Source organism: Rhizobacter sp. Root404 (assembly GCF_001425865.1).
Taxonomy (GTDB): Bacteria; Pseudomonadota; Gammaproteobacteria; order Burkholderiales; family Burkholderiaceae_C; genus LMDS01.
In genome coordinates this window covers 70679-95863 of sequence record NZ_LMDS01000004.1, presented here as the reverse complement: position 1 = coordinate 95863, position 25185 = coordinate 70679, and the positions used below count along the sequence as shown (strand labels likewise).

Sequence of the window (25185 nt, the reverse complement as noted above, 5' to 3'; positions counted from 1 at the left end):
ATGCGCAACTTCGTGGGGCCGCCGTCTCGGCGCAGAGACACAGCCCTGGGTTGGGGGGTTGCACGGGTCAGCCCACGTGTGCGACAGCGGTAATCTGTCGCTCGTCGGTAACACGTCAACGCATAGTCGTGATGTCCTACATGCAACTAGCGCTTGATTGGGCGATATTTCCCACAGTTCGCGTGCAGGGCAACGCGTCACCTTCAGGGATAAAGATGATGAACAACAGCTCGTTCCGCGCCTTGGCGCTCGTGCCGTTTCTGGGCTTGGCGGCGTGCGGTGGTGGAGGCGGTGGCGGAGGCTCGGGCATTGCCGACACCACGCCGATCGCGAACTTCGCACTGGCGTGCAGCGACCTCACCTGCACCTTCACCGACACCAGCTCCGATGCCGACGTCGGCGATGGCGTCGCTTCGTACAGCTGGGATTTCGGCGATGGCTCTGCCGCATCCGCCGTCGCCAGTCCGGTTCATGCTTACGCCGCAGCGAATACGTACAGCGTCTCGCTGACTGTCACCGACAAGTTCGGCCTGAAGTCGACGCTCACCCGGTCCGTCACCGTCACGGCAGCGCCCGCGCCGGCTGCGCCGCATGCCAACTTCACCGTCAGCTGCACGGCGCTCACCTGCGTGTTCAACGACACGAGCACGTTCGACGCCGGCAGCGTCTTCCAGTCCCGCAGCTGGGACTTCGGCGACAGCACCGCCACCGCGTCCGCGGCCACCACCACCCACGCTTACGTGACGACCGAACTGAAGACGTACACCGTGCGGCTGACGGTCACCGATGCGGCCGGCAAGGTCAGCACCAACACGCAGAGCATCCCGGTCTCGCCGCCCGCCACCTCGTTGAACTGCACCGGCGGGAATTGCTCGCTGTTGCTGGCGCAGGCCTCGAAGGTGACGGCGACCCTCGTCAGCTCATCCTGCTCGGCCCACGGCAACGTCGTGAACCTGACCGCGCCGGTGCAGCAGGCTCTGTTCAACGACGGCTGCTTCAACACGATCGGGACCGTCGTGGCCTTGAACGGCGGCGCCACCTTGCCGATCAACACCGAACTCCAGTTCGCGGTGCTGTCCGGCTTGTCCGGCACGTCCAAGCTGGCATATCCGCCGACGATCCGCGTCGCCGGCGACTTCGCCAGCGGCTGGACGCTGACCTTCGACGACGGCTTCGGCGGTCCCGGCGAACCCGACTTCAACGACGTGGTCGTGCTGATCAAGGCTACGCCCTGATCGACTCGGCGCGGCGGCACGCCGCGTAGACTTCGGTGCATGTTCATCAGGCCGGCCACGGCGGAAGGGAATGACCATGCACCAGGTCGCCGTCATCGTCGGGAGCCTGCGCCGGGAATCGATCAACCTGCGGCTCGCCCACGCCCTCGCCGGGCTGGCCGGCCCCGCGCTGCAGCTGAACCTGCTCGACCTGTCGGACCTGCCGCTCTACAACGACGACCTCTGGCAGGCGCCTCCCGACAGCGTGCTGCGCCTCAAGCGCGAACTCGGCGCTGCCGACGGCGTGCTGTTCGTGACGCCCGAGTACAACCGCGGCGTCCCGGCGGTCACCAAGAACGTGGTCGACTGGGGCTCGCGGCCGATGGGGCAAAGCGTCTGGCCCGGCAAGCCCACGGCCATCGTCGGCACCAGCCCGGGCGCGATCGGCACGGCGGTCGCGCAGTCGCAGCTGCGCGGGGTGCTGGCCAGCTGCGGCGTGCGGCTGCTCGGCCAGGCCGAGGTCTATCTCCAGAACAAGCCCGGCCTGATCGCCGACGATTTCAGCGTGACGGACGAGAAGACGCGCGGTTTCCTGCAGGGTTTTCTCGGCAAGTTCGCCGCGCACCTCGAGCCTGGCGCGGCGCGCTGATGGACCGCGTCGACGCGGTCGTCATCGGTGCGGGCGTGGTCGGGCTGGCGATCGGGCGGGCCCTGGCCCGGCGCGGGTTGGAGACGATCGTGCTCGAACGCGCCAACGCGATCGGCACCGGCACGAGCTCGCGCAACAGCGAGGTCATCCACGCCGGCATCTACTACCCGGCCGGCTCGCTGAAGGCGCGCCTGTGCGTCGGCGGTCGCGAGGCGCTGTACGGCTATTGCGAAACGCATGGCGTCGAACACCGGCGTTGCGGCAAGCTGCTGGTCGCGACGAACGAGGCGCAGCGCGGCAAGCTCGAGCAGATCCGGACGCAGGCCGCCGTCAATGGCGTGCACGACTTGCGTCCGCTGGACGCTTCGCAGGTGCGCGCGCTCGAGCCCGAACTGGCGGCGATCGCGGCACTGCACTCGCCGTCGACCGGCATCGTCGACAGCCACGGCCTGATGCTGGCGCTGCAAGGCGACCTGGAAGCCGCCGGTGGCGCGCTCGCGCTGCTGTCGCCCTTCGTTGCGCTGGAGCGCGACAGTGACGCGCACGTGGTCACGATCGGTGGCGACACGCCGATGCAACTGGCCGCGCGCTGCGTCGTCAATGCCGCGGGGTTGTGGGCGCCGGCGGTGGCCGCCCGCGTCGCCGGCCTCGCGCCGGCCCAGGTGCCGCTGGCGCGCTACGCGAAGGGCAACTACTTTTCGCTGGCCGGGCGGGCGCCGTTCACGCACCTGATCTACCCGATTCCCGAGGCCGCCGGCCTGGGCGTGCACCTGACGCTCGACCTGGCCGGACAGGCGCGCTTCGGCCCCGACGTGGAATGGATCGCGCCCGCGACGCCAGACGACATCGACTACCGCGTCGACCCGGACCGCGCGACAGGTTTCGAGGCCGCGATCCGCGCGTACTGGCCCGGCCTGCCGGGCGGCGCGCTGCAGCCGGCCTACAGCGGCGTGCGGCCCAAGCTGCAGTCGCCCGGCGAGGTTGCGCACGACTTCGTGCTGCAGGGCCCGGCGGAGCACGGCATCGGCGGGTTGATGAACCTGTACGGGATCGAATCGCCGGGCCTGACCTCGAGCCTGGCGCTGGCGGACGAGGTGGTCAGCCGGCTGACGGCGTAGCCGCGGCGGGCTCCGCCGCGGTGGCATCGCCGGCCTGCCATTGCCCGTTCACCAGCAGCTCGTGCGGGCGGAATTGCGCTTTGTACGCCATCTTGCCGCTCTGGCCGATCCAGTAGCCTAGGTAGACGTGGGGCAGCTTCAGCAGCCGCGTCTGCTCGATCTGCCAGATCACGCTGTAGGTGCCATAGCTGGTGTGCGGCTCGGGTTCGTAGAACGTGTAGACCGCCGAGAGTCCGTCGTTCAGGACGTCGAGGATCGAGACCATCTTCAGCACGCCCGGCCGACCGTCGACGCCCGGCTCGCGGAACTCGACCAGCCGTGAATTGACCCGGCTCTGCAGCAGGAACTGGGTGTACTGGTCGACGCTGTCGTGGTCCATGCCGCCACCTTCGTGGCGGCCGGCCTGGTAGCGCAGGTAGAGCTGGTAATGCTCGGGCACGAAGCACAGGCGCAGCACCCGCGCTTCGAGCCGTGCATGGGCCTTGACGGCGCGGCGCTGGCTGCGCGTGGGCACGAAGCGGGCCACCGGGATGCGCAGCGGCAGGCAGGCCTTGCAGCCATCGCAATACGGCCGGTAGGTGAACATCCCGCTGCGCCGGAAGCCGTTGGCGACGAGGCCGGAGTAGGCGTCGGCGTGGATCAGGTGGCTGGGCGTGGCCACCTGCGAGCGCGCCAGGCGGCCCTCGATGTAGCTGCAGGGGTAGGGGGCCGTCGCATAGAACTGCAGCGAGGCGAGCGGAAGTTCTTTCGGGTGGGTCACTGGCCGGGATCCTGGTCAGGGCGCTGGGCGGCGGCATCGTCGAGATGTCGCCACATCGACAAATCATAGGTCCAATCGAGGATCGGCGGTTCCCCCAGACTGCGGGACAGGCGGGCCTCGAACTCCGTGCGACGGAGCTCGCGCGCGCCCATCGAGGCGAGGTGGCTGGTGTGCTGCTGGCAGTCGATCATCGGCACCTGGTGCTCGCGGCAGAAACACACCAGCGCGGCGAACGCGATTTTCGAGGCGTCGGTCCGGTGCGCGAACATCGATTCGCCGAAGAACATCCGGCCGATTCCGATGCCGTAGAGGCCGCCGACCAGTTCGCTGTCGATCCAGGTCTCGACGCTATGCGCATGGCCGAGCGCGTGCCATTCGCAGTAGGCCTCGATCATCTCGGGCACGATCCAGGTGCCGTCTTGTCCCTCGCGGGGCGTCTGCGCGCAGGCGGTGATGACGCGACGGAAGGCGGTGTCGATGCGGAGCTCGCAGCGCGCGTCGGCGGCGAACCGCCGCACCGTCTTGCGCAGCGAGCGCGACAGGCGGAACTCCGGTGTCAGCAGCACCATGCGCGGGTCCGGTGACCACCACAAGACCGGCTGGCCTTCGCTGTACCAGGGGAAGATGCCGCGCGAATAGGCCTCGGCCAGGCGCTGCGGCGTCGGGTGGCCGCCGGCGGCCAGCAGGCCGGGCGCATCGCTGCCCAGCGGCAGCGCCAGGCCCGTCGCGGGCAGCGGATCGTCGGGGCCGCGCAGCCAGTGGATCACGGCAGCCCCCGATCGATCACTGCATGAACCAGCCGTGGCTCACCACCAGCGACTGGCCGGTCAATGCGTTGGTCTCGAAGCCGGCGAACAGCAACGCGACCTCGGCCACGTCCTGGACGGTCGTGAATTCACCGTCGACCGTGTCCTTCAGCATCACCTTCTTGACCACGTCCTCCTCGCTGATGCCCAGCGCCTTCGACTGCTCCGGGATCTGCTTCTCGACCAGCGGTGTGCGCACGAAGCCCGGGCAGATCACGTTGGCGCGGATCTTGTGCTTGCCGCCTTCCTTGGCGACCGTCTTGCACAGCCCCATCAGTCCGTGCTTGGCGGTCACGTAGGCCGACTTCAGCACCGACGCCTCCTTCGAGTGCACCGAGCCCATGTAGATGATCGAGCCGCCGTTTCCGGACTTCTGCATCAGCGGCACGACCGCCTTGGTGGTCAGGAACGCGCCGTCGAGGTGGATCGCGAGCATCTTCTTCCAGTCGGCGAACGGGAACTCCTCGACCGGGTGCACGATCTGGATGCCGGCATTGCTGACAAGCACGTCGACCGTGCCCCAGGCCGCGACGACCTCGGCCACCGCCGCATCGACCTGCTCCTCGCTGGTCACGTCCATCGCCACCGCCATCGCGGTGCCGCCGGACGCCCTGATCGCGTCGGCGGCAGCCTGCGCGGCGGCCTTGTTCAGGTCGGCGATCACGACCTTGCCGCCTTCGCGCGCGTAGGTCTGCGCGATGGCCTTGCCGATTCCGCTGGCCGCGCCGGTGACGATGCAGACCTTGTCCTTGAGCTTCATGAACGGTTCCCCTGTGCTGTGAGATGGTGGGCGATGGATGTCGATCGGGATTCTGCGGTCAGATCGAAGACGTGCACGCCGCCGTCGGCGCGCCGGTGCGCGATCCAGCGCGGGTCGTGCAGCGTGTGCGCCATGTCGGTGCGGCCCGCGTCCCAGTGCTCGCGCATCGACAGGCGCGAGAACTCGTAGTCCTTCGACTGGCTCTCGTAGTGCTTGCTGCGGTAGATCAGGTGCACCACGTCGACTGCGTACTCGGGGCGCAGTTGCGCCAGGGCGCGCACGTCCGGGTCGTCGCGCAGCGCGGGCGGCAGCTTGTCGATCAGGCGCCGCGCCGCCTGCGCGATCACCTGGCGATCGAGCTCGTTGGTGGTGTTCAGTCGGGTGCGGCTCGAGAAGCGGATGTCCTTCTCGCGCTCGGTGACTTCGGCGAGCGTGCGCGGCAGCGCGCCGGTGGCCGGGAACAGGTCGACCTGGAACACCACGCGGCGGCGTTGGCCGGGCTGGTCGAGCACGTACTGCAGAGGCGTGTTCGAGACCAGCCCGCCGTCCCAGTAGTGCTCGCCGTCGATCTCGACCGGCGGGAAGCCCGGCGGCAGCGCGCCGCTGGCCATGATGTGGCGGGCATCGATGGCCTGCTTCGTCGAGTCGAAGTACTCGAAATTGCCGTTGCGCACGTTGACCGCACCGATCGACAGCCGCAGCGGGCCGGCGTTGATGCGGTCGAAGTCGACGAGCCGTTCCAGCGTCGCTTTCAAGGGCGCGGTGTCGTACCAGCTGATCGACCCGACGGAGCCGGCGGGCTGGACGGGGGCGGGTGGCCATCTTGGAGAAAAGAAGCCCGGCACGCCGAACAGCATGGCCTGCGAGGCACTGAACTCGTTGATCCGCTCCCGGACCGGGGGCAGTGCCAGGTGCGACGGCGTGGTGACCGCGGAGCTGACCAGGTCCCAGAACTCGCGCAGGCGCTCGACCCGACGTTCGGGGGGGTTGCCGGCGATCAGCGCGGCGTTGATCGCGCCGATGGAGATGCCGGCCACCCAGGTGGGCTCGCTGTACACGCCGGCCAGCGACTCGAACACGCCGGCCTGGTAGGCGCCGAGGGCGCCCCCGCCTTGCAGCACGAGGATGCAGTCTTCGTCGGGACGGTGCAGGCGCACCGCGGGTGCAGAAGGGATCGGACGCGACGAGGACATGGGCTTGGCGACAGCGGAAAGCCGCCTCGGGCGGCGGCTGTGTTGCCAAGCATAGCGCGGGCCACCCGGTGGCCCGCGTCGACTAGATCTTGCCCATCACCAGCAGCACGATCACGATGATCAGCACGAGGCCGAGACCGCCGCTCGGGCCGTAGCCCCATGAACGGCTGTGCCCCCAGCTCGGGAGTGCGCCGATCAGCAGCAGGATCAGGACGATCAGAAGAATGGTGCCCAGGGTCATGTAGTTCTCTCCTTGTGGTTGTCGATGTCGAAACGTTATGCGAACGTATCCGTTCGTGACACGTGTGCACCCCGCGAGGCGCTGTGGGCGGCGGACGCGTCTCGCGGTGGGGGTCTGTCCTACACGACTGCTGCGCAGTGCCGCTTGACACCGACCCGGGAGCCCTCCAAAATGCTTCACAACTGAATGATTCATGACTCCATGAAAATCGTCTGCATCGGCGGCGGCCCGTCGGGTCTTTACTTCGCGCTGTTGATGAAGCAGCAGGACCCGGCGCACGACGTGACCGTCGTCGAGCGCAACCGGCCGTACGACACCTTCGGCTGGGGCGTCGTGTTCTCCGACCAGACGCTGGGCAACCTGCAGGCGGCCGACCCGACCAGCGCCGCGCAGATCCTCGATGCGTTCAATCACTGGGACGACATCGAGGTCAACATCCGCGGCCACAAGGTCCGCTCCGGCGGTCACGGTTTCTGCGGCATCGGCCGCAAGCGGCTGCTGAACATCCTCCAGGCGCGCTGCGAGCAGGTCGGCGTGAAGCTCGTGTTCGAAACCGACGTGCAGGGCGACGATGCCTATCCGGATGCCGACCTGATCATCGCCAGCGACGGCCTGAACAGCCGCATCCGCACTCAGCACGCCGCCACCTACCAGCCCGACATCGACACCCGCCTGTGCCGCTTCGTCTGGCTCGGCACGCACAAGCTGTTCGAGGCCTTCACGTTCGCGTTCGAGGAGACCGAGCACGGCTGGTTCCAGGCCCACGCGTACCGTTTCGACGACACGACCTCGACCTTCATCATCGAGACGCCTGAGAGCGTGTGGCTCAAGGCCGGGCTGGACAAGATGGAGAAGGAGGAGGCGATCGCGTTCTGCGAAAAGCTGTTCGCGAAGCACCTCGACGGCCACGCGCTGATCTCGAACGCCAGCCACCTGCGCGGCTCGGCGCAGTGGATCAAGTTCCCGCGCGTCGTCTGCAAGCACTGGGTGCACCACAACGGCAATGCGCCGGTGGTGCTGATGGGCGATGCCGCCCACACCGCGCATTTCTCGATCGGCTCCGGCACCAAGCTCGCGCTCGAGGATTCGATCGAACTCGCGCGCAGCATCGCGCAGCACCCGGGCGACCTGGCCGGTGCGCTGCAGCACTACGAGGACCTGCGCAGCATCGAGGTGCTGCGAATCCAGAACGCCGCGCGCAATTCGACCGAGTGGTTCGAGCACGTGGACCGCTACGTCAACCTGCCGCCCGAGCAGTTCGCGTATTCGCTGCTGACCCGCAGCCAGCGCATCAGCCACGAGAACCTGCGGGTGCGCGACAAGGCGTATGTGGAGAACTACGAGGACTGGATCGCGCAGCAGGCCGGCGCGCCGCGCGGCGCCGGCCACGGCCCGGTGCCGCCGATGTTCACGCCGTTCACCGCGCGCAGCGTCACGCTGAAGAACCGCATCGTCGTCTCGCCGATGGCGCAGTACTCGTGCGTCGACGGCCTGCCGGCCGACTACCACCTCGTGCACCTCGGCGCGCGCGCGATGGGCGGTGCCGGGCTGGTCGTGGCCGAGATGACCTGCACCTCGCCCGACGCGCGCATCACGCCCGGCTGCCCGGGCCTGTGGAACGCCGCGCAGCGCGACGGCTGGAAGCGCATCGTCGACTTCGTGCACGGCAACAGCGACGCGAAGATCGCGATCCAGCTCGGCCACGCCGGCGCCAAGGGCTCGACCCGGGTCGCCTGGGACGGCATCGACCGCCCGCTGGAGGCCGGCAACTGGCCGCTGCTCTCGGCCTCGCCGCAGCAGTATCTCGACGGCGTCAGCCAGTGGTCGCACGCGATGACGTGCGCCGACATGGACCGCGTGCGCGACGACTTCGTCCGCTCGACGCGGCTCGCGGCCGAGGCCGGCTTCGACTGGCTGGAGTTGCACTGCGCTCACGGCTATCTGCTGTCGTCCTTCATCTCGCCGCTGACGAATCAGCGCACCGACGAGTACGGCGGCACGCTTGCGAACCGGCTGCGCTTCCCGCTCGAGGTGTTCGCCGCGGTGCGCGCGGCGTGGCCACAGAACCTGCCGATGTCGGTGCGGATCTCGGCGCACGACTGGGTCGAGGGCGGCATCACGCCCGACGACGCGGTCGAGATCGCGCGGGCCTTCAAGGCCGCCGGCGCCGACCTGATCGATTGCTCGTCGGGCCAGGTCAGCAAGCAGGAGCAGCCGGTCTTCGGCCGCATGTTCCAGACGCCGTTTGCCGACCGCGTGCGCAACGAGGCCGGCATCGCGACGATCGCGGTCGGCGCGATCAGCGAGGCCGATCACGTCAACAGCATCATCGCCGCCGGCCGCGCCGACCTGTGCGCGATCGCGCGCCCGCACCTCGCCAACCCGGCGTGGACGCTGCTGGAGTCCGCCAAGATCGGCTACACCGAGATCGAGTGGCCCAAGCAGTACCGCGCGGCCAAGTCGCAGCTCGAGCGCAACCTCGAGCGCGAGCGGGCCGCGGCCGCGCAAGGCGCCGGCGGCTCCGCGATCGAACAGGCGAACCGGGCGCTCGGCGTCTGAACGGGGCCGCGATGAAGCACCACGACGCCTCCCATGCGCTGCTCAGCGAAGCGCACGAGCTCGGCCACGAGGGCCGCGCCGCCAGCGACGACCACGCCGCGCTGAAGCTGTGGCTGCGCATGCTCGCGACCACCACCCACATCGAGGCCGAGATCCGCACCCGGCTGCGCGAGCGCTTCGACATCTCGCTGGCGCGCTTCGACTACATGGCGCAGCTGTTCCGCCACCGCGAAGGCCTGAAGATGCGCACGCTGTCGCGCTACCTGATGGTGACCGGCGGCAACGTCACCGGCCTGACCGACGAGCTCGAACGCGACGGTCTGGTGGCGCGCGAGGCGAGCCCCGACGACCGGCGCGCCTGGATCGTGAGGCTGACGACCAAGGGGCGCCGCGCGTTCGAGGCGATGGCGCACGAGCACGAACAGTGGATCCTCGAGATGTTCGCCGGCCTCGATGCCCGGACCGTGCAGCAGCTCTACACCCACCTGGGCGCGCTGCGCGTGCAGCTCGTCCACCACGACCAACCTGCCGAGGAGAAGGCATGAACACCCTTGCGACGCAGGACCGCGTCGATCCGGCGCTGGCCGCCGGCAACCGCCGGCAGCTCGCCGGCTACCGTGCCAAGCACTTCGCCTGGACCGCCGCCGACGGCGTCGCGACCATCACGCTGAACCGGCCCGAACGCAAGAACCCGCTGACCTTCGAGTCGTACGCCGAGCTGCGCGACCTGTTCGGCGCACTGAAGTACGCAACCGACGTGCACGCCGTCGTGCTTGCCGGTGCCGGCGACAACTTCTGCTCCGGCGGCGACGTGCACGAGATCATCGGCCCGCTGGTGCGCCTGAAGGCACCCGAGCTGCTGATGTTCACCCGCATGACCGGCGACCTGGTCAAGGCGATGCGCGCGTGCCCGCAGCCGATCGTCGCGGCGATCGACGGCGTCTGCGCCGGCGCCGGCGCGATCATGGCGATGGCCTCCGACCTGCGGCTGGGCACCGCGCGCAGCAAGACCGCGTTCCTGTTCAACCGTGTCGGCCTGGCCGGTTGCGACATGGGCGCCTGCGCGATGCTGCCGCGCCTGATCGGCCAGGGCCGGGCGAGCGAACTGCTCTATACCGGGCGCGCGCTCGGCGGCGAGGAAGGCGAGCGCTGGGGCTTCTTCAACCGTCTCGTCGCACCCGAGGCGCTTCTGAACGAGGCCAACGCGCTGGCGCGCGATCTGGCCGCCGGTCCGACCTTCGCCAACGGCATCACCAAGACCATGCTGCATCAGGAATGGGCCATGACGATCGAGCAGGCGATCGAGGCCGAGGCGCAGGCGCAGGCGCTGTGCATGCTGACCGAGGACTTTGCGCGGGCCTACCACGCGTTCGTCGCCAAGACGAAGCCGACGTTCGAGGGCAACTGAGCATGGCCGACGTTCGCTACCTCGACTGGCCGTTCTTCGAGGACCGGCACCGCGCGCTGGCCCGTGCGCTCGACGCCTGGGCGGCGCATCACATCACCGACGCCCACGGCGATGTCGACGCGCAGTGCAAGGCGCTGGTGCGCGCGCTGGGGCAGGGCGGCTGGCTGCGTCACGCGGTCGGCGGGCTGGCGCACGGTGGTGCGTCCGACCAGATCGACACCCGCGCGATCTGCCTGATCCGCGAGACGCTGGCCCGGCATTCGGGGCTGGCCGATTTCGCGTTCGCGATGCAGGGCCTCGGCTCCGGTGCGATCAGCCTGGACGGCAGCGCGGCGCAGAAGGAGGCCTACCTCGGCCGCGTCGCGCGCGGCGAGGCGATCAGCGCGTTCGCGCTGTCGGAACCCGACGCGGGGTCCGATGTCGCGGCGATGGTCTGCGAAGCGCGCATCGATGGCGACCACGCGGTGCTGAACGGCGAGAAGACCTGGATCTCCAACGGCGGCATCGCCGACTTCTACGTCGTGTTCGTACGCACCGGCGAGGCGGCCGGTTCGCGCGGCATCTCGGCCTTCATCGTCGATGCCGATACGCCGGGCCTCGAGATCGCCGAGCGCATCGACGTGATCGCGCCCCACCCGCTGGCGCGGCTGCGTTTCACGGACTGCCGCGTGCCGCTCGCCCAGCGCGTCGGCGCGGCCGGCGAGGGCTTCAAGGTCGCGATGCGCTCGCTCGATGTGTTCCGCACCTCGGTCGCGGCTGCCGCGCTCGGCTTCGCGCGCCGCGCGCTCGACGAGGCGCTTGCACGCGCCACGACCCGCAAGATGTTCGGCGGCGTGCTCGCCGACTTCCAGCTGACCCAGGCCAAGCTCGCCCAGATGGCGCTGACGATCGACAGCGCCGCGCTGCTGACCTACCGCGCCGCCTGGCTACGCGACCAGGGCCGCAACGTGACCCGCGAGGCCGCGATGGCCAAGCTCGCCGCCACCGAAGGCGCGCAGCAGGTGATCGACGCGGCGGTGCAGATCTGGGGCGGCGCCGGCGTCGAGCACGGCCGGCCGGTCGAGAGCCTGTACCGCGAGATCCGCGCGCTGCGCATCTACGAAGGCGCGAGCGAGGTCCAGCAACTGATCATCGCCCGCGAGTTGCTGAAGGACGCGCGCGCCGCGTCCGTCACGTCCCTCAAGGATTAATGCCATGGAAGTTCTCCTCCCCCCCGGCTGGCCCCGCCCCAAGGGCTACGCCAACGGCGTCGCCGCGACCGGCCGCCAGGTCTTCATCGCCGGGATGATCGGCTGGGACGCGCAGGGCGTGTTCCACACCGACGACTTCGCCGCCCAGGTGCGGCAGGCGCTCGAGCACATCGTCGCGGTGCTGGCCGAGGCGGGCGGCCGGCCCGAGCACATCGTGCGCATGACCTGGTACGTGACCGACAAGCGCGAATACCTCGCCGCCGGGCGGGAGATCGGCCGCGCGTTTCGTGAAATCATCGGGTCCTACAACGCGGCGATGACCGCGGTGGAGGTCAAGGCCCTGATCGAAGACCGCGCCAAGGTCGAGATCGAGGCCACGGCCGTGATTCCGACCTGATTCAACGACCTGGAGAGCACCCCGATGGCCACGACCAAAGCATCCTTCCACTGGGACGACCCGCTGCTGCTCGACCAGCAGCTCACCGACGACGAACGCGCGGTGCGCGACGCCGCCGCAGCCTACTGCCAGGAGCGCCTGGCCCCGCGCGTGACGATGGCGTTCCGCGAGGGCACGACCGACCCGGCGATCTTCCGCGAGATGGGCGAGCTCGGCCTGCTCGGCGCCACCATCCCCGACGCCTACGGCGGCGCCGCGCTGAACTACGTCTGCTACGGCCTCGTGGCGCGCGAAGTCGAGCGGGTCGACTCCGGCTACCGCTCGATGATGAGCGTGCAGTCGTCGCTGGTGATGGTGCCGATCAACGAGTTCGGCACCGAGGCGCAGAAGCAGAAGTACCTGCCCAAGCTCGCCCGCGGCGAATGGATCGGCTGCTTCGGCCTGACCGAGCCCGACCATGGCTCGGACCCCGGCAGCATGGTCACCCGCGCGAAGAAGGTCGACGGCGGCTACGCGCTGACCGGCGCGAAGATGTGGATCACCAACAGCCCGATCGCCGACGTGTTCGTCGTCTGGGCCAAGGACGACGGCGGGCAGATCCGCGGCTTCATCCTCGAGAAGGGCGCCAAAGGCCTGAGCGCGCCGGCGATCCACAGCAAGGTCGGCCTGCGCGCGAGCATCACCGGCGAGATCGTGATGGACAACGTGTTCTGCCCCGAGGAGAACGCCTTCCCCGAGGTGCGCGGCCTGAAGGGCCCGTTCACCTGCCTGAACAGCGCCCGCTACGGCATCGCCTGGGGTGCGCTCGGCGCGGCCGAAGACTGCTTCCACCGCGCCCGCCAGTACACGCTGGACCGCAAGCAGTTCGGCAAGCCACTGGCCGCGAACCAGCTGATCCAGAAGAAGCTGGCCGACATGCAGACCGAGATCACGCTCGGCCTGCAGGGCTGCCTGCGGCTCGGCCGCATGAAGGACGAGGGCACGGCGTCGGTCGAGATCACCTCGATCATGAAGCGCAACTCCTGCGGCAAGAGCCTGGACATCGCCCGCGTCGCCCGCGACATGATGGGCGGCAACGGCATCTCCGACGAGTTCGGCGTGGCCCGCCACCTGGTCAACCTCGAGGTCGTCAACACCTACGAGGGAACGCACGACGTGCACGCGCTGATCCTCGGGCGCGCGATCACCGGCATCGCGGCGTTTTGACGGAGAAGGGCGGCCATGGCTGACAGCGCGCACGTCGACACCTTCGCACGCAATCACCTGCCGCCCGCGGACCAGCAGCCGGAGTTCATCTTCGAGCTGCCCGAACTGCAGTTTCCCGACACGCTGAACTGCGCTGCCGAGCTGCTCGACCGGCACGTCGCCGAGGGCCGCGGCGAGCGCCTCTGCCTGCGCGCGCCCGGCGACCTGGCGTGGACCTATGCCGATCTGCAGCGCCACGCCAACCGAATCGCCAACGTGCTGGTGCGCGACATGGGCCTGGTGCCCGGGAACCGGGTGCTGCTGCGCGCGGCGAACAAGCCGATGCTGGTGGCGTGCTGGTTCGCCGTGATGAAGGCCGGCGGCATTGCCGTCGCGACGATGCCGCTGCTGCGCGCGAAGGAGCTCGGCCAGATCATCGACAAGGGCCGGGTCACGCACGCGCTGTGCGACGTGGCGCTGCGGGCCGAGCTCGACGCGGCGGCGGCCGCGCACCCGCGACTGGCGCGCACGCTGTGCTTCGGCGACGCGGCCGCGGCCGATGGCCTCGAGGCGCACATGGCCGCGCAACCGGCGACGTTCGACAACGTGCCGACCGCCGCCGACGACACCTGCCTGCTCGCGTTCACCTCCGGCACCACCGGCCAGCCGAAGGGGACGATGCACTTCCATCGCGACGTGATGGCCAGTTGCGCCTGCTTCCCGCCGCACGTGCTGCGCGCGACCGCGGACGACGTGTTCATCGGCAGCCCGCCGCTCGCGTTCACCTTCGGCCTGGGCGGGCTGACGCTGTTCCCGATGAGCGTCGGCGCGTCGACCGTGCTGCTCGAGAAGGCCTCGCCACCCGACCTGCTGGACGCGATCGGCCGCTTCGGCGCGACCGTACTGTTCACCGCGCCGACCTCGTACCGCGCGATGGCGCCCGGCGCACGCGAGCGGCGCCTGTCCGCGCCGCTCGGCGGCCCGCTGCGCAAGTGCGTGGCCGCCGGCGAGGCGCTGCCCGCGGCGACGCGCCAGCTCTGGTTCGATGCGACCGGCCTGCAGATCATCGACGGCATCGGCGCGACCGAGATGCTGCATATCTTCATCTCCGCCGACGAGGACCACGCGCGCCCCGGCGCGACCGGCGTCGCGATTCCCGGCTACCGCGCCTGCGTGATGGACGAGCAGGGCGTCGAGGTGCCGCGCGGCACGATCGGCCGGCTCGCCGTGAAGGGCCCGACTGGCTGCCGTTACCTCGACGACCCGCGGCAGGCGAGCTACGTCAGCCAGGGCTGGAACTTCACCGGCGACGCCTACCTGCAGGACGCCGACGGGTACTTCCATTACCAGTCGCGCACCGACGACATGATCATCTCGTCGGGCTACAACATCGCCGCGCCGGAGATCGAGGAGGTGCTGCTCACGCACCCGGCAGTTGCCGAGTGCGCCGTGATCGGCGTGCCCGATGCCGAGCGCGGCCAGATCGTCAAGGCCTTCGTGGTGCTGCGTGAGCCGGGCTCCGCGGGCGAGTCGACCGTGCGCGCGTTGCAGGACTTCGTCAAGGCCGCCGTCGCGCCCTACAAGTACCCGCGCGCGATCGAGTTCCGCGACGCGCTGCCGCGCACCGGCACCGGCAAGCTTCAGCGCTTCCGGCTGCGCGACCCGGGCTGAGCGTTCCTCAGGCCGCCGGCACCCGCTCGGTCGGCCGCAACTGCAGGTAGAGCGGCTGCGGCGACAGCGTGCCGCGCAGCAGCTTCAACGCGCAATCGCGCTGGATGCGGCTCGCGTCGAGCGTCTGGTGCAGGCGGTCGACCGAGTCGATCGCCACGCCGTCGATGCCGACGATCACGTCGTCGACGCGCACGCCCGCCACATCGGCCGGGCTGCCTTTCTCGACCTGCAACACGCGCACGCCGCTCGCCTGGCTCAATCCGTGAGCCAGCACCACGCGCCGGTGCAGCGGGGTGGTGTTGCCGCCGACGCCGAGGTGGCCGCGCCGCACCCGGCCGTGCTGCAGCAGCTGCGGGATGACCCAGGTCGCGATGTCGATCGCGACTGCAAAGCAGATCGAATTCGCGCCACGAATGATCGCGGTGTTGACGCCGATCACCTCGCCGCGCGCATTCAGCAGCGGACCACCGGAGTTGCCCGGGTTGAGCGCCGCGTCGGTCTGGATCACGTTCGGGATCAGCCGGCCGGTGCTGGTGCGCATGCTGCGGCCGAGCGCACTGACGATGCCTGACGTCACGGTGTGCTCGAAACCCAGGGGGTTGCCGATCGCGATTGCGATCTCGCCGCGCTTCAGCCCGACCGAGGTGCCCAGCGGCGCGTGCTGCAGCGGGCCTTGCGACAGGCCGTCGATGTGCAGCACCGCGAGGTCGGTGTCTGGGTCGTCGCCGACCCAGCGCGCCCGGTACTCGCGCGCATCGGCCAGCGAGATGCGGTAGGCGGGCTTGGGCGCGCCGGCCGGCCACCCCGGCTTGCCCGCGCGCACGACGTGCGAGTTCGTCAGCAAATAGCCGTCGGGCGTGAACAGGAAGCCCGAGCCGCCGCCCGCATCCGCGGCACCCGCGTCCCCGACCTGCACTGCGGCCACGCTCGGCCCGAGCCGCTCGACGACCTCGCTGACGGTGTGCGAATAGGCATCGAGCAGGAAAGCATCCGTTGCACCCATGAGTCAACTCCCCCAATGCATCCGGAGTTCGGGGTGGCGCGCCGATTTGCAAGCACAATCCAGCCCTTCCTCCGCCCTACGTTCGCGTTCCATGTCCGACTCCACTCCGCTGCCCACGACCGAGCCCGTGACCTTGCCCGCGACCGAGGCGACGCCGGCATCGCAGGCCGCAGCCGATGCACCCGCGCCCGCGCCCGCGCCCGAGGTCGCGCCGGCGCCGGCACCCGCCGCCGCGCCCATGTCCCCGGCCGAGTGCGCGCAGCAGCTGAAGCAGCGCTTCCCGGCACTGTTCGGCGGGGCGGTCAAGCCGCTGAAGCTGCGGATCCAGGTCGACATCCAGGAGCGCGCGCCGGGCGTGTTCTCCAAGCAGGTGCTGTCGGCGTTCTTTCGCCGGCACACCGGCAGCACCTCGTACCTGATCGCGGTCACGAAGGCACCGACCCGCTTCGATCTGGACGGCCAGCCGGCCGGCGAGATCACCGACGAGCACCGCAAGGTTGCGCAGGACGAGCTCGCACGCCGCCGCGGCAACCAGGAGGAGCGCCGCCAGCTCGAGGAGCAGCAGCGGCGCAACCGCGCCGGGCTGCTGCACGACTTCCAGACCACCACGCTGACGAAGGCGAACTTCTGCGCGCTGAAGGGTGTGCCGATCGAGGAGCTCGACGGCCTGCTCGAGATCGCGCGCACCGAAGCGCAGGAGCGCGCGCGCCAGCTGCCGCCGGCCTTCGAGCAGCGCCAGCAGCGGCCGCCGCAACGACCGCGTGCCGACGGCCCCGACGCCGGCCCGCGCGGCCCGCAGCGCCGTCACGGGGGCGGCAATCCGCCGCCGCGCCGACCGCGCTGACCTGCTGGCGCGTCGCTAGGCCGCGGCGTCCACGCCGGCCTCGAGCGACTGGCGCCGCCGCCGCAGGCGGCTGAAGGTCAAGGCGACGGCCAGCACCCCTGCGGCGCCGAACGCGATCACCGGACCCGTTCCGATCCGTACCACGAGCGCGCCGGCGATCGCGACGCCGACAGCCTGCCCGAGGAAGAAGCTCGAGGCGAATGCTGACACCGCTGCACCGCGGCGCTCGGGCGCCATCTGCGTCGCGTTGATCTGCAGCGTGTTGTGCAGCATGTAGAAACCCAGCCCGGCGACGAAGCACGCCGGCATCGCCCACCACCAGGCGGGCGCCAGGCCGACCGCGGCCAGGGCCGCCGCGAGGATCACGCCGCCCACCCCCGTCAATCCGACCTCGCCGAGCCGCCGCACGAGCAGCGCCGAGGCCAGCGCGAACAGCAGGCCGCCGAAGCCGAACAGCATCACCATCGAGCCGGCGGTCGACAGCGCCACGCCGAAGTGTTCGTGCAGGTGGGTGGCGATGAAGGCGAACGATCCGTACAGGAAGCCGCCCTCCAGGAACACGGTGGCGAGCACAACACGCGCCCACGGCTGCCGCAGCACCTGCGCGAACTCGCCGGCCATCCGCGCGACGGCGTGGCCGTCGCCGCGGCGGGTCAGGCGGGCCGCGGCGGGCAACTGGCGGTTCATCGCGAACAGCGCCGCGCTGATCAGCGCGAAGCCGACGCCGATCGCGAAGAACGGCAGGCGCCAGCTCGCCTGCTCGGCCGCGACGCCGCCGACGAACACGCCGGCGGACAAGCCCAGGATCTGGCCGATCAGGAAGCGTGCGAGGACGGGTTGGCGGCGCTCGTAGGGCACGACGTCCCCGATCCAGGCCATCGCCAGCGGGATGATCGCAGCGGCCGTGGCGCCGGCCACGAGACGCGCCGCGACCAGCAGGGGGAAGTCGGGTGCGAGTCCGCAGGTCGAGGCAGTGAGTGCGCACGCGGCGCAGCCCCAGGCGATCACGCGGTACTTGCCGAAGCGGTCGCCGACCGGGCCGAAGAACAGCTGGGACAGGCCGTAGGCGATCGAGAAGGCCGTGATGACGGCGGCCGCCTGGCCGAGCCCGATGCCAAATTCGCGTGCGAACAGCGGCAGCATCGCGTCGGTCAATCGCAGCGATACGCCGCTGCCGAAGGCCGCGAGCGCCAGCGCGGGGACCGCGAGCGGCGGCAGGGTGGGTGAGGTCGGTGCGGCGTCGTCAGCGGTCAGGGCCATGCCGGATTCTCGCGGCTGCGCGCAAGACCGTGCGCCGCCGCCGGCGCGCTCACCGTGCTAGCGGGGTGCTAGCGCGCGAAGCTCAGCAGCGCGTCGTTGCACTGCTCGTCGGCCGGTTGCAGCGAGGCGATCTCGCGCTCGGTGGCCGACAACTCGTCGGCCAGCCGGTCGATCCGTCCGCTGTGCCAGGGCTGCGCGCGGTACGCGATCGACAGCTCCTGCTTCAGCCGAAAGTACCGCCCCATCAGTTGCTCGAGGTCCATGGAAAGCTCCTTTGCTGCGGTGCAGTATGGAGCAGCCCGCGAGGCCCGTGTGTAAGACAACGCCCACTGAAATCCCCGCGATCGCGGGGGAGCGACGCCCACAATGTCACGCTTGTGGTGACCGCATGTTTCCGCGGCCTCAGTAGATCATCCGGCCGTCCCCCAGCAGGTGGGAATGGCAGTCCTTCTTGGCGACCAGGCAGTGCTTGAACCAGGCCTCGCTGACGTCGTGCTTCCAGCCGTTGAACCAGTCGCCGTGGGCCGAGTAGCCGCCGGGCTTCTGCGCGTCGTACAGGTCGCTCGCCAGGCGCCAGTTCCTGGACGCGTCGAGTGTCTTGGCGGTGTAGATCACGTTGAAGGTGATCTGCGGCAGGATCACCGGGTGCGAGCGGGGGCACACGTGCATGAACCAGCCCTTCTTGCTCGACGGGTCGCGCACCTGCACGGTGTAGCTCATGTGGCTCTTGTGGTCCGGGCTGTCGAGGTTGACGCCGTCCCAGCATTGCGGAAAGAAGATCTCCTGCCAGATCGACGCGCCCAGATCGCAGTTCGGGATCTCGCTACCGTACTTGTCGTTCTCTTTGCGCGGGCCGCCGATGCACTTGTAGCGGTAGGCGAACGGGTCGCCGGGCTTCGGCGGGCCGCTGGACGCCGGGTTGCCGGCGATCATCCGCAGGCCTTCGGGGATGCCCTGGGTCAGCTTGTCCCCGGTCGTGAACCCGCTCTTGTAGTAGACGCCGATGTCGTCGGGCATCACCGGTTTGCCGGTGGCGGTGTCGATCATCGTCGGCACCCAGTACGCAGAGCGGTTCGCGGTACCGCCGCGGCAGGTGCTCGCGCCGGAATCGAGCAGGCTGCGGGTGGTCGAGTTCTCGTCGACCTTCACGTTGCCGAAGAAGGTGTGCAGGTGCGACTGGTCGACCTTGCCCGGGAACACGATCGGGTCGATGCGCGCCACCTTGGCCAGCGTGCACGATGTGCGGAAGGCGCCGCTGTCGCTGTCGGGCGCGACCTGGTCGGTGCGCTTGACGCGGAACTCGTTGCTGCCGGCGCCGCGCGGGACCAGCCCCGGCGGAATGCGGATGATCGGGCCCATGTTGTCGACCATGGCCGTGTGGTTGTCCGGGGCCGCGGTCGGCTCCGGTGCGGTTTGGGCGCAGGCGCCGGTGGCGAGCGTGGCCAGCAGCGCGAGCAGTGCAGAACGGGTCATGCGAGCGATCCTGTCTCGGTGTCGAGCCGGGCAAACCGGCGATCGGAGCCATTCTCGCCGCCTGCAATACCCCACCGGCGCGTGCTGCCAAGTGCCCTGGCGTGGTCGCCTACACGCGCCCGCGCGGGCCGCCTACAGCGCTGGCGCCTGCGCCGCGCGAGCATCTGCCCCGGCCATCGAGCCGCTTCGGTTTGCCCACGGCCGACCGTTCAACCACTCCCCCCGGGAACACTCATCATGAATAAAGCAATTGCCCTCCTTGCCGCGCTGTTCGTTGCCGGCGCTGCACACGCCCAGGCGGGTACCGCCGTCAAGGAAGCCGGCAAGGCCACCGCGGAGACCGCGAAGCAGGCCAAGGAGAACGTCGAAGGCGCCGTGACAGGCGAGCCGAAGAAGACGTTGCACAAGGCCAAGGCCAAGGTCCACAAGGCCAAGGCCAAGCAGCACGGCGAGAACGCCAAGGCCGCCGCCAAAGCGATGTAAGGCCGCCACATCGGCACGCTTATCATGGCTGCCGCTGAGATCGACAGGCGATCCAGAACATCAATCAGTACAAACGGAGTGACCCCATGAACAAGCTTCTCATCGCCCTGGCCATCGCCTTCGCCGGCACCGCCTCGTTCGCCCAGACCGGAACCGCCGTCAAGGAATCCGGCAAGGCCGTCGCCGAAAAGGCGAAGGAAGGCAAGGAGACCGTCCAGGCCGCCGTGACCAGCGAGCCGAAGAAGGCCGCGCACAAGGCCAAGGCCAAGGCGCACAAGGCCAAGGCTGCCAAGCACGACGCGAAGGCCAAGGCCGCCGGCGACCAGATCGCCAAGTAAGACCCATCGGCCCGGCGCTCGCCGGGCCGAACGCTATTTCTTGCGGGACTGCCGGGCTGCCCGGCGTTCCGCATCGAGCGCAAGCGCATGCGCGCTCCATTGGGCGAAATCCCCCGGCGATTCCAGCGTGATCCGGCCCCAGGCCCCTGCGCGGAAATCGTTGATCGCGATCTCCGCGGCCTTCTGCAGGTTGACCTGACACCCGGCGCGCAGCCCCCCGCGCTTGCGGCCGATCTCCGCGAGCAATGCGTCGTCGCTCAGGGTGGACACCTCGTCGAGTTGATAGCGTGCCCGCAACCGATCGCCGTGCCGACGCCGGACGTTCGACAGCAGCGCCATCGCCACCTCTTCTTCGTCGTACGCATTGCGACCGATGCCGCCGCTCGCCGCCAGGTGATAGCCGCTTTGCTCGACGACGATGCGCGGCCACAGCATGCCCGGCGTGTCGAACAGCTGGAAATCGCTGGCCAGCATGATCTTCTGCTCGACCTTCGTGATGCCCGGCTCGTCGCCGGTCTTGGCCGCGCGATGGCCCGCCAACGTGTTGATCAGGGTCGACTTGCCGACGTTCGGAATGCCGCAGATCAGCACCCGCAGCGGCTTGACCATGCCGCCGCGCAACGGCGCCAACGCGCGGCACGCGGCCACGAGCTGGCGCGCCGGTGCCGGCACGCTCGCGTGGAGCGCCAGCGCGTTGGTGCCGGGCAGTGCACGGTAGTGGGCCAGCCAGCGCTCGGTGAGCTCCGGTTCGGCGAGGTCCTGCTTGTTGAGCACCTTCAGCGCCGGCTTGCCACGCGTCAACTCCGCCAGCAGCGGATTCGCGCTCGAACCGGGCAGGCGCGCGTCGAGCAGTTCGATCACGACGTCGATGTCAGGCAATCGCTCGGCGATCGCCTTCTTCGTCGAGTGCATGTGGCCGGGGAACCATTGGATGGGCATGACTGAAGCTTAGGGGCAAACCGCCCCTGGTCGGCGTGCGAACGATTGCGGAAGTCGCACGTGCGATGGCCAGCGGAGCATCGGTTCGGGGACGCACTGCTGCCGGACCGCGTTGGCGACAAAAAAAGCCCCCAGGTCGTTCAACCTGAGGGCTTCGTTCATCTTCTATCTTGGCTCCCCGACCTGGGCTCGAACCAGGGACCTACGGATTAACAGTCCGGCGCTCTACCGACTGAGCTATCGAGGAACAGCCTCGCATTATAGCTGGCTTTTTCGGGCGGTCAGAGGTCGACCTGCATCGACAGGCGGAAGGTGCGGGGTGCGAGCGGGTACAGGTAGGCGTGGCTGAACTGGTACGGGGACTCGCGCCAGGCGCGCTTGTCGAACAGGTTGTCGACGCCGGCACGCCAGGTGGTGCGCACGCCGGCCACCTGGGTCTCGTAGCGCAGGGCCGCGTCGACTCGCGTCCAGCCGGGGATGCTGGCGCTGTTTTCGGGCAGGACCATGCGTGCGCTCTCGTGCACCAGGCCGCCCTGCAGGTTCAGGCCGGGCAGGGCGGCGACGTCGTAGGCGGCCTGCAGCTTCAGCGTGCGCTGCGGCACGTTTGTGGGCTGTTGGCCGTCGATCGTCGGATCGGCGCTGCCCTCGACCTTCGCGCGCAGCCACTGCGCGCCGCCGCGCAACGCCCAGGCGCCGCGGCGCCAGCCGGCGCTGGCTTCGATGCCGCGGTGGTGCGCGGTGCCGTCCAGGCGCGTGGTGCAGGTGCCGTCGGCATCGCAGCTGCCGAAGTCCTGGATGCGTGGGCGGCGGATGTCGAAGGCGGCGAGGTTCCAGTCGAACGCGTCGCTCGCGCCCTTCAGGCCGATCTCGGCCTGGCGGCTCTTGGTGGTGAAGACCTCGCCGGCGTTGCTGTAGCGCGGGCGGTTGGTCACGACGTTCGACTCGACGCCCTGGCCCCAGCTGGCATAGACCAGTTGATCCCTGGCAAACGCATAGCTGAGCGCGATCGACGGCGTGGTGAACGACTGTGCATAGTCGGTCGGGCGCGAGCCGTCGGTGCGCACGCTTTCGCGCTCGATGCGGCTGTGGCGCACGCCGAGCCATGCCGTGGCGGCGTCGGTCAGCGCCACCGCGTCGCGCAGGTAGAGCTCGGTCGAGCGTTCGTCGCGGTTGGTGTTCTCGTCGGTCAGCGACGGGTCTGCCGACGTGAAGAGCGTGCCCTCGACATTGCCGGTGCCGACGTAGTTGTAGGCCTGCTGCTGGAAGCGGTTGCGCACCCGCGACTGCAGCACGCCGGCCGTCAGCGTGTGGGCGATCGCCCCGGTCTGCAGCTTGCCCTGCAGCGACAGGTCCAGCGCGTCGGTGCGGCGGCGCTCGTTCTCGCTGCGGAAGTCGTAGAGGTCGTAGGTGCCGTTCGGGCAGTAGCGGTCGGCGTAGTAGGTGCCGTCCGGCGCCGGGTTCGGATCGAAGCAACCGAACGGGAACGCGAGCCGGTCGTCGGTGCGCAGCTGCTGCGTGGCGGCGTGCGCGACGAAGCGCCAATCGGTGGAGAGCCGCTGCTGCCAGCGCAGCGATGCGGTGGTCGCGTTCATCACCACGGGCAGCGACCAGGGCTGGTTGTTCAGGCTCAGGCGCGGATCGCCCGGCGGCGGCACCGTGTCGCCGAGCATGCTGAAACCCGGCTGGCTGGGCTGCGAGCGGTGGCTGGTCTCGATCTCGGCTTCGAGCAGCGTGTCGGGCGAGACGCGCCAGTCGGCCGCGAGCGCGAACAGGTGGCGTCGGCCTTCGCTGTCGCGCACCATCGGGTCGAGGTGCGCCGCGGCGGCATTCAGGCGCACGCCGAACGCGTTGTCGACGCCGAAGCGCCGGCTCAGGTCGAACGCAGCGGTCACGGTGCCGGGCTGGCGCCATTCGAGGCCGATCGAGCTCAGCGGCGTGTCGAGCGGACGCTTGACGACGTAGTTGACGAGCCCGCCCGGCGCGCTGGTGCCGGCCTGCATGCCGCTGGTGCCCTTGAGGATCTCGACGCGCGCCTTGTTGTCGAGCGGGATCGAAGTCTCGGCGTTGATCGGCAGCCCGTCGCGGCGGAAGTTGAAGCGGTTGTCGATGACATAGCCGCGCACGGTCAGGAAGTCCCAGTAGCCCTCGGCGTTGTAGGCATCGCTGACGGCGGGGTCCGCCGCCGTCAGGTCGGACAGGCGTTGCACGCCGCTGTCCTTCAGTTGGGCCGCGTCGAACACGCTGGCCTGCACCGGCGTCTTCGCGAGCGGGATTTCGCCCCAGCCGCTGACGCTCGCGGGCGGCGTCGCGCGGCCGGTGACGGTGACCGGCTGCAATTGCGCTGAGTCCGGCGCGGTCTGCGCCAGCGCGTGCGTCGCGAGCAGCCATGCGGCGGCGGCGATGGGAGAGAGGGTAGGGAATCGTGTGGTCAAGCGTGCCATCGTGGGTCCGTGGTCGATGGCAGGGCGGCGGGCCTGCGGCCACCACAGGACGTGATGCCGGTCTGGCCGAGCTTCCCTGCGCGAGGATTACCTCAATCAGGTTCAAAGGGACTGTCTCAGTCGAGCGGTTCGGGTGAACCGTTCAACACCCCTAGCGAATGCTGCGCAAACGAACCGCGCAGCGGGCGAATTATGACTCAGCCTTTGGGAGCGACGCCCAGCGCCTTGTGCAGGCGCGGGCTGGTGGTCGTGTATTCGAGGTGGATGGGCGTGTCCGGGAACACGATCGCCGCGGCGCCGAACGCGGCCAGCGCGGCCTCGTGGAAGCCGCACAGGATCAGCTTCTTCTTGCCCGGGTAGGTGTTGACGTCGCCGACCGCGAAGATGCCCGGCTCGCTGGTCTGGAAGCGCGCGGTGTCGACGACGAGTTGCTTGCGCTCGAGCGCGAGACCCCAGTCGGCGATCGGCCCGAGCTTGGGGCTCAGGCCGGTGAGCACGAGCAGCCTGTCCAGCGGCAGCGTTTGCGTCGTGCCATCGGCGGCGAGCACCTGCAATGCGGTCAATCGGCCGTCGGCGTGGACGATGCCGCTCGGTTGCGCCGCGACGAACTGCAGCTGCCCGTCGCCACGCATCCGACGCAGCGTCGAAATCGTCTCGGGGGCGGCCTTGAACTCATCGCGCCGGTGCATCAGCGTGACCTGGGCGAGCGGTGCCAGCGCGATCGCGCAATCGAGCGCCGCATCGTCGTCGCCGATCACGACGACGCGCTGGCCGCCCAGCGCCTGCAGGTCGTCGGGCGCGCCGTAGCGCAGCTGCGTGCCTTCGAACGCGGCAACCCCGTCGACCTTGAGCCGCCGCGGCTGGAACGAGCCGACGCCTCCGGCGATGAGCACCGTCTTCGCGAGCCACTGCGTGCCGCGCGAGCTGGCGATGCGAAACCGCCCGTCCGGCTGACGTTCGACGACGTCGACCTGTTGCCCCAGGTGGAAGACCGGCGCGAAGGGTTCGATCTGCTGCTGCAGCTTCGCGACCAGCTCGCGACCGGTGCAGACCGTCGTTGCCGGGATGTCGTAGATGGGCTTGTCGGGGTAGAGCTCGATGCACTGGCCGCCGGCCACCGGCAGCGAGTCGATCACATGGGCGCGGATGTTGAGCAGGCCGAGCTCGAAGACCTGGAACAGGCCGACCGGCCCGGCGCCGATGACGAGCGCATCGGTCTCGATCAACGGGACTTCGACGGCCGTGGTCACGGC

General features: G+C 69.5%; 25 protein-coding genes, 1 tRNA gene and 1 riboswitch. Of the genes, 13 read left to right on the top strand and 13 right to left on the bottom strand.

Annotated elements, in window-relative coordinates:
• Positions 1-218: 218 nt before the first annotated feature.
• The 3 genes from ASC76_RS04985 (at position 219) to ASC76_RS04975 (ending at position 2981) form a co-directional block, all read left to right on the top strand.
• Positions 219-1235 (top strand): PKD domain-containing protein, encoded by a 1017-nt coding sequence (locus ASC76_RS04985; protein ID WP_162247058.1) that lies wholly within the window; start codon positions 219-221, stop codon positions 1233-1235.
• A 70-nt stretch (positions 1236-1305) separates the two neighbouring features.
• Positions 1306-1863, top strand: a complete 558-nt coding sequence (locus ASC76_RS04980) for an NADPH-dependent FMN reductase (RefSeq protein WP_056463448.1) — start codon at positions 1306-1308, stop codon at positions 1861-1863.
• On the top strand, positions 1863-2981 hold the full coding sequence (locus tag ASC76_RS04975) for an NAD(P)/FAD-dependent oxidoreductase (protein WP_056463445.1): 1119 nt from the start codon (positions 1863-1865) through the stop codon (positions 2979-2981). Before ASC76_RS04980 ends, ASC76_RS04975 begins: the two co-directional genes overlap by 1 nt.
• Here ASC76_RS04975 and ASC76_RS04970 read toward each other — a convergent pair.
• The 5 genes from ASC76_RS04970 to ASC76_RS24305 form a co-directional block, all read right to left on the bottom strand.
• Positions 2962-3741, bottom strand: coding sequence for an arginyltransferase (locus ASC76_RS04970; RefSeq protein WP_056463443.1), 780 nt, complete (start codon positions 3739-3741; stop codon positions 2962-2964). The genes ASC76_RS04975 and ASC76_RS04970 overlap by 20 nt on opposite strands.
• A complete protein-coding gene (gene aat / locus ASC76_RS04965) occupies positions 3738-4508 on the bottom strand; it encodes a leucyl/phenylalanyl-tRNA--protein transferase (RefSeq protein WP_056463440.1) in 771 nt (256 codons plus the stop codon). Before aat ends, ASC76_RS04970 begins: the two co-directional genes overlap by 4 nt.
• A 16-nt stretch (positions 4509-4524) precedes the next feature.
• Entirely contained in the window at positions 4525-5307 is a 783-nt protein-coding gene (locus ASC76_RS04960) for a 3-hydroxybutyrate dehydrogenase (protein ID WP_056463437.1), read from the bottom strand.
• The gene (locus ASC76_RS04955) at positions 5304-6500 is read right to left on the bottom strand and encodes a patatin-like phospholipase family protein (RefSeq protein WP_082548786.1); all 1197 of its coding nucleotides are present in this window, start codon (positions 6498-6500) and stop codon (positions 5304-5306) included. The genes ASC76_RS04960 and ASC76_RS04955 overlap by 4 nt, the downstream gene beginning before the upstream one ends.
• 82 nt (positions 6501-6582) lie before the next feature.
• Complete coding sequence (locus ASC76_RS24305) at positions 6583-6741, bottom strand: DUF3309 family protein (protein ID WP_082548784.1); 159 nt, start codon at positions 6739-6741, stop codon at positions 6583-6585.
• A 201-nt stretch (positions 6742-6942) separates the two neighbouring features.
• Here ASC76_RS24305 and ASC76_RS04950 point away from each other — a divergent pair, with 201 nt between their 5' ends.
• From ASC76_RS04950 to ASC76_RS04920, 7 genes are read left to right on the top strand one after another with little or no spacing between them, the layout of a single operon-like run.
• On the top strand, positions 6943-9300 hold the full coding sequence (locus ASC76_RS04950; protein WP_056463434.1) for a bifunctional salicylyl-CoA 5-hydroxylase/oxidoreductase: 2358 nt from the start codon (positions 6943-6945) through the stop codon (positions 9298-9300).
• An 11-nt stretch (positions 9301-9311) separates the two neighbouring features.
• The gene (locus ASC76_RS04945; RefSeq protein ID WP_056463431.1) at positions 9312-9845 is read left to right on the top strand and encodes a MarR family winged helix-turn-helix transcriptional regulator; all 534 of its coding nucleotides are present in this window, start codon (positions 9312-9314) and stop codon (positions 9843-9845) included.
• Positions 9842-10708, top strand: coding sequence for an enoyl-CoA hydratase family protein (locus ASC76_RS04940; RefSeq protein ID WP_056463428.1), 867 nt, complete (start codon positions 9842-9844; stop codon positions 10706-10708). The genes ASC76_RS04945 and ASC76_RS04940 overlap by 4 nt, the downstream gene beginning before the upstream one ends.
• 2 nt (positions 10709-10710) lie before the next feature.
• Positions 10711-11898: an acyl-CoA dehydrogenase family protein gene (locus ASC76_RS04935; protein ID WP_056463426.1), complete on the top strand. Its 1188-nt coding sequence runs from the start codon at positions 10711-10713 to the stop codon at positions 11896-11898.
• Between the two features lie 4 nt (positions 11899-11902).
• Complete coding sequence (locus tag ASC76_RS04930; protein ID WP_056463424.1) at positions 11903-12295, top strand: RidA family protein; 393 nt, start codon at positions 11903-11905, stop codon at positions 12293-12295.
• A 24-nt stretch (positions 12296-12319) separates the two neighbouring features.
• A complete protein-coding gene (locus ASC76_RS04925) occupies positions 12320-13501 on the top strand; it encodes an acyl-CoA dehydrogenase (RefSeq protein WP_056463421.1) in 1182 nt (393 codons plus the stop codon).
• 15 nt (positions 13502-13516) lie between these two features.
• Positions 13517-15151 (top strand): AMP-binding protein, encoded by a 1635-nt coding sequence (locus ASC76_RS04920; protein WP_056463418.1) that lies wholly within the window; start codon positions 13517-13519, stop codon positions 15149-15151.
• 7 nt (positions 15152-15158) lie between these two features.
• Here the strand turns inward: ASC76_RS04920 and ASC76_RS04915 are convergent, their stop codons facing one another.
• On the bottom strand, positions 15159-16154 hold the full coding sequence (locus tag ASC76_RS04915) for a S1C family serine protease (protein WP_056463415.1): 996 nt from the start codon (positions 16152-16154) through the stop codon (positions 15159-15161).
• Positions 16155-16245: 91 nt separating this feature from the next.
• Between ASC76_RS04915 and ASC76_RS04910 the strand changes: the two genes are divergently transcribed.
• On the top strand, positions 16246-16998 hold the full coding sequence (locus tag ASC76_RS04910) for a ProQ/FINO family protein (RefSeq protein ID WP_056463413.1): 753 nt from the start codon (positions 16246-16248) through the stop codon (positions 16996-16998).
• 15 nt (positions 16999-17013) lie between these two features.
• Here the strand turns inward: ASC76_RS04910 and ASC76_RS04905 are convergent, their stop codons facing one another.
• The 3 genes from ASC76_RS04905 to ASC76_RS04895 form a co-directional block, all read right to left on the bottom strand.
• Complete coding sequence (locus tag ASC76_RS04905; RefSeq protein ID WP_082548783.1) at positions 17014-18258, bottom strand: MFS transporter; 1245 nt, start codon at positions 18256-18258, stop codon at positions 17014-17016.
• 68 nt (positions 18259-18326) lie between these two features.
• Complete coding sequence (locus ASC76_RS04900; RefSeq protein WP_056463409.1) at positions 18327-18521, bottom strand: hypothetical protein; 195 nt, start codon at positions 18519-18521, stop codon at positions 18327-18329.
• 139 nt (positions 18522-18660) lie between these two features.
• Positions 18661-19731 carry a DUF1996 domain-containing protein gene (locus ASC76_RS04895; protein ID WP_056463406.1) on the bottom strand — a complete coding sequence of 357 codons (1071 nt, stop codon included), beginning with the start codon at positions 19729-19731 and terminating at the stop codon, positions 18661-18663.
• A 237-nt stretch (positions 19732-19968) separates the two neighbouring features.
• Here ASC76_RS04895 and ASC76_RS04890 point away from each other — a divergent pair, with 237 nt between their 5' ends.
• Both ASC76_RS04890 and ASC76_RS04885 read left to right on the top strand, forming a co-directional pair.
• Positions 19969-20214 carry a hypothetical protein gene (locus ASC76_RS04890; RefSeq protein ID WP_056463403.1) on the top strand — a complete coding sequence of 82 codons (246 nt, stop codon included), beginning with the start codon at positions 19969-19971 and terminating at the stop codon, positions 20212-20214.
• Between the two features lie 86 nt (positions 20215-20300).
• Positions 20301-20552 carry a hypothetical protein gene (locus tag ASC76_RS04885; RefSeq protein ID WP_056463400.1) on the top strand — a complete coding sequence of 84 codons (252 nt, stop codon included), beginning with the start codon at positions 20301-20303 and terminating at the stop codon, positions 20550-20552.
• A 33-nt stretch (positions 20553-20585) separates the two neighbouring features.
• On the opposite strand, the gene ylqF is transcribed toward ASC76_RS04885, so the two are convergent.
• The 4 genes from ylqF to ASC76_RS04865 all read right to left on the bottom strand — a co-directional run bounded on the left by ylqF (position 20586) and on the right by ASC76_RS04865 (position 25182).
• Positions 20586-21491: a ribosome biogenesis GTPase YlqF gene (gene ylqF, locus ASC76_RS04880; protein WP_056463398.1), complete on the bottom strand. Its 906-nt coding sequence runs from the start codon at positions 21489-21491 to the stop codon at positions 20586-20588.
• Positions 21492-21662: 171 nt separating this feature from the next.
• Positions 21663-21738: transfer RNA gene (locus ASC76_RS04875), tRNA-Asn, on the bottom strand.
• A 34-nt stretch (positions 21739-21772) separates the two neighbouring features.
• Complete coding sequence (locus ASC76_RS04870; RefSeq protein ID WP_235580359.1) at positions 21773-23923, bottom strand: TonB-dependent siderophore receptor; 2151 nt, start codon at positions 23921-23923, stop codon at positions 21773-21775.
• 65 nt (positions 23924-23988) lie between these two features.
• A riboswitch (TPP riboswitch) is annotated at positions 23989-24095 on the bottom strand.
• Positions 24096-24129: 34 nt separating this feature from the next.
• Positions 24130-25182 carry an NAD(P)/FAD-dependent oxidoreductase gene (locus tag ASC76_RS04865; protein WP_056463391.1) on the bottom strand — a complete coding sequence of 351 codons (1053 nt, stop codon included), beginning with the start codon at positions 25180-25182 and terminating at the stop codon, positions 24130-24132.
• Positions 25183-25185 lie beyond the last annotated feature (3 nt).

Coding starts and splice junctions, on each gene's coding strand:
- ASC76_RS04985 (WP_162247058.1), top strand. CDS start 219: ATGAACAACAGCTCGTTCCGCGCCTTGGCGCTCGTGCCGTTTCTGGGC.
- ASC76_RS04980 (WP_056463448.1), top strand. CDS start 1,306: ATGACCATGCACCAGGTCGCCGTCATCGTCGGGAGCCTGCGCCGGGAA.
- ASC76_RS04975 (WP_056463445.1), top strand. CDS start 1,863: ATGGACCGCGTCGACGCGGTCGTCATCGGTGCGGGCGTGGTCGGGCTG.
- ASC76_RS04960 (WP_056463437.1), bottom strand. CDS start 5,307: ATGAAGCTCAAGGACAAGGTCTGCATCGTCACCGGCGCGGCCAGCGGA.
- ASC76_RS04955 (WP_082548786.1), bottom strand. CDS start 6,500: ATGTCCTCGTCGCGTCCGATCCCTTCTGCACCCGCGGTGCGCCTGCAC.
- ASC76_RS24305 (WP_082548784.1), bottom strand. CDS start 6,741: ATGACCCTGGGCACCATTCTTCTGATCGTCCTGATCCTGCTGCTGATC.
- ASC76_RS04950 (WP_056463434.1), top strand. CDS start 6,943: ATGAAAATCGTCTGCATCGGCGGCGGCCCGTCGGGTCTTTACTTCGCG.
- ASC76_RS04945 (WP_056463431.1), top strand. CDS start 9,312: ATGAAGCACCACGACGCCTCCCATGCGCTGCTCAGCGAAGCGCACGAG.
- ASC76_RS04940 (WP_056463428.1), top strand. CDS start 9,842: ATGAACACCCTTGCGACGCAGGACCGCGTCGATCCGGCGCTGGCCGCC.
- ASC76_RS04935 (WP_056463426.1), top strand. CDS start 10,711: ATGGCCGACGTTCGCTACCTCGACTGGCCGTTCTTCGAGGACCGGCAC.
- ASC76_RS04930 (WP_056463424.1), top strand. CDS start 11,903: ATGGAAGTTCTCCTCCCCCCCGGCTGGCCCCGCCCCAAGGGCTACGCC.
- ASC76_RS04925 (WP_056463421.1), top strand. CDS start 12,320: ATGGCCACGACCAAAGCATCCTTCCACTGGGACGACCCGCTGCTGCTC.
- ASC76_RS04920 (WP_056463418.1), top strand. CDS start 13,517: ATGGCTGACAGCGCGCACGTCGACACCTTCGCACGCAATCACCTGCCG.
- ASC76_RS04915 (WP_056463415.1), bottom strand. CDS start 16,154: ATGGGTGCAACGGATGCTTTCCTGCTCGATGCCTATTCGCACACCGTC.
- ASC76_RS04910 (WP_056463413.1), top strand. CDS start 16,246: ATGTCCGACTCCACTCCGCTGCCCACGACCGAGCCCGTGACCTTGCCC.
- ASC76_RS04905 (WP_082548783.1), bottom strand. CDS start 18,258: ATGGCCCTGACCGCTGACGACGCCGCACCGACCTCACCCACCCTGCCG.
- ASC76_RS04900 (WP_056463409.1), bottom strand. CDS start 18,521: ATGGACCTCGAGCAACTGATGGGGCGGTACTTTCGGCTGAAGCAGGAG.
- ASC76_RS04895 (WP_056463406.1), bottom strand. CDS start 19,731: ATGACCCGTTCTGCACTGCTCGCGCTGCTGGCCACGCTCGCCACCGGC.
- ASC76_RS04890 (WP_056463403.1), top strand. CDS start 19,969: ATGAATAAAGCAATTGCCCTCCTTGCCGCGCTGTTCGTTGCCGGCGCT.
- ASC76_RS04885 (WP_056463400.1), top strand. CDS start 20,301: ATGAACAAGCTTCTCATCGCCCTGGCCATCGCCTTCGCCGGCACCGCC.
- ylqF (WP_056463398.1), bottom strand. CDS start 21,491: ATGCCCATCCAATGGTTCCCCGGCCACATGCACTCGACGAAGAAGGCG.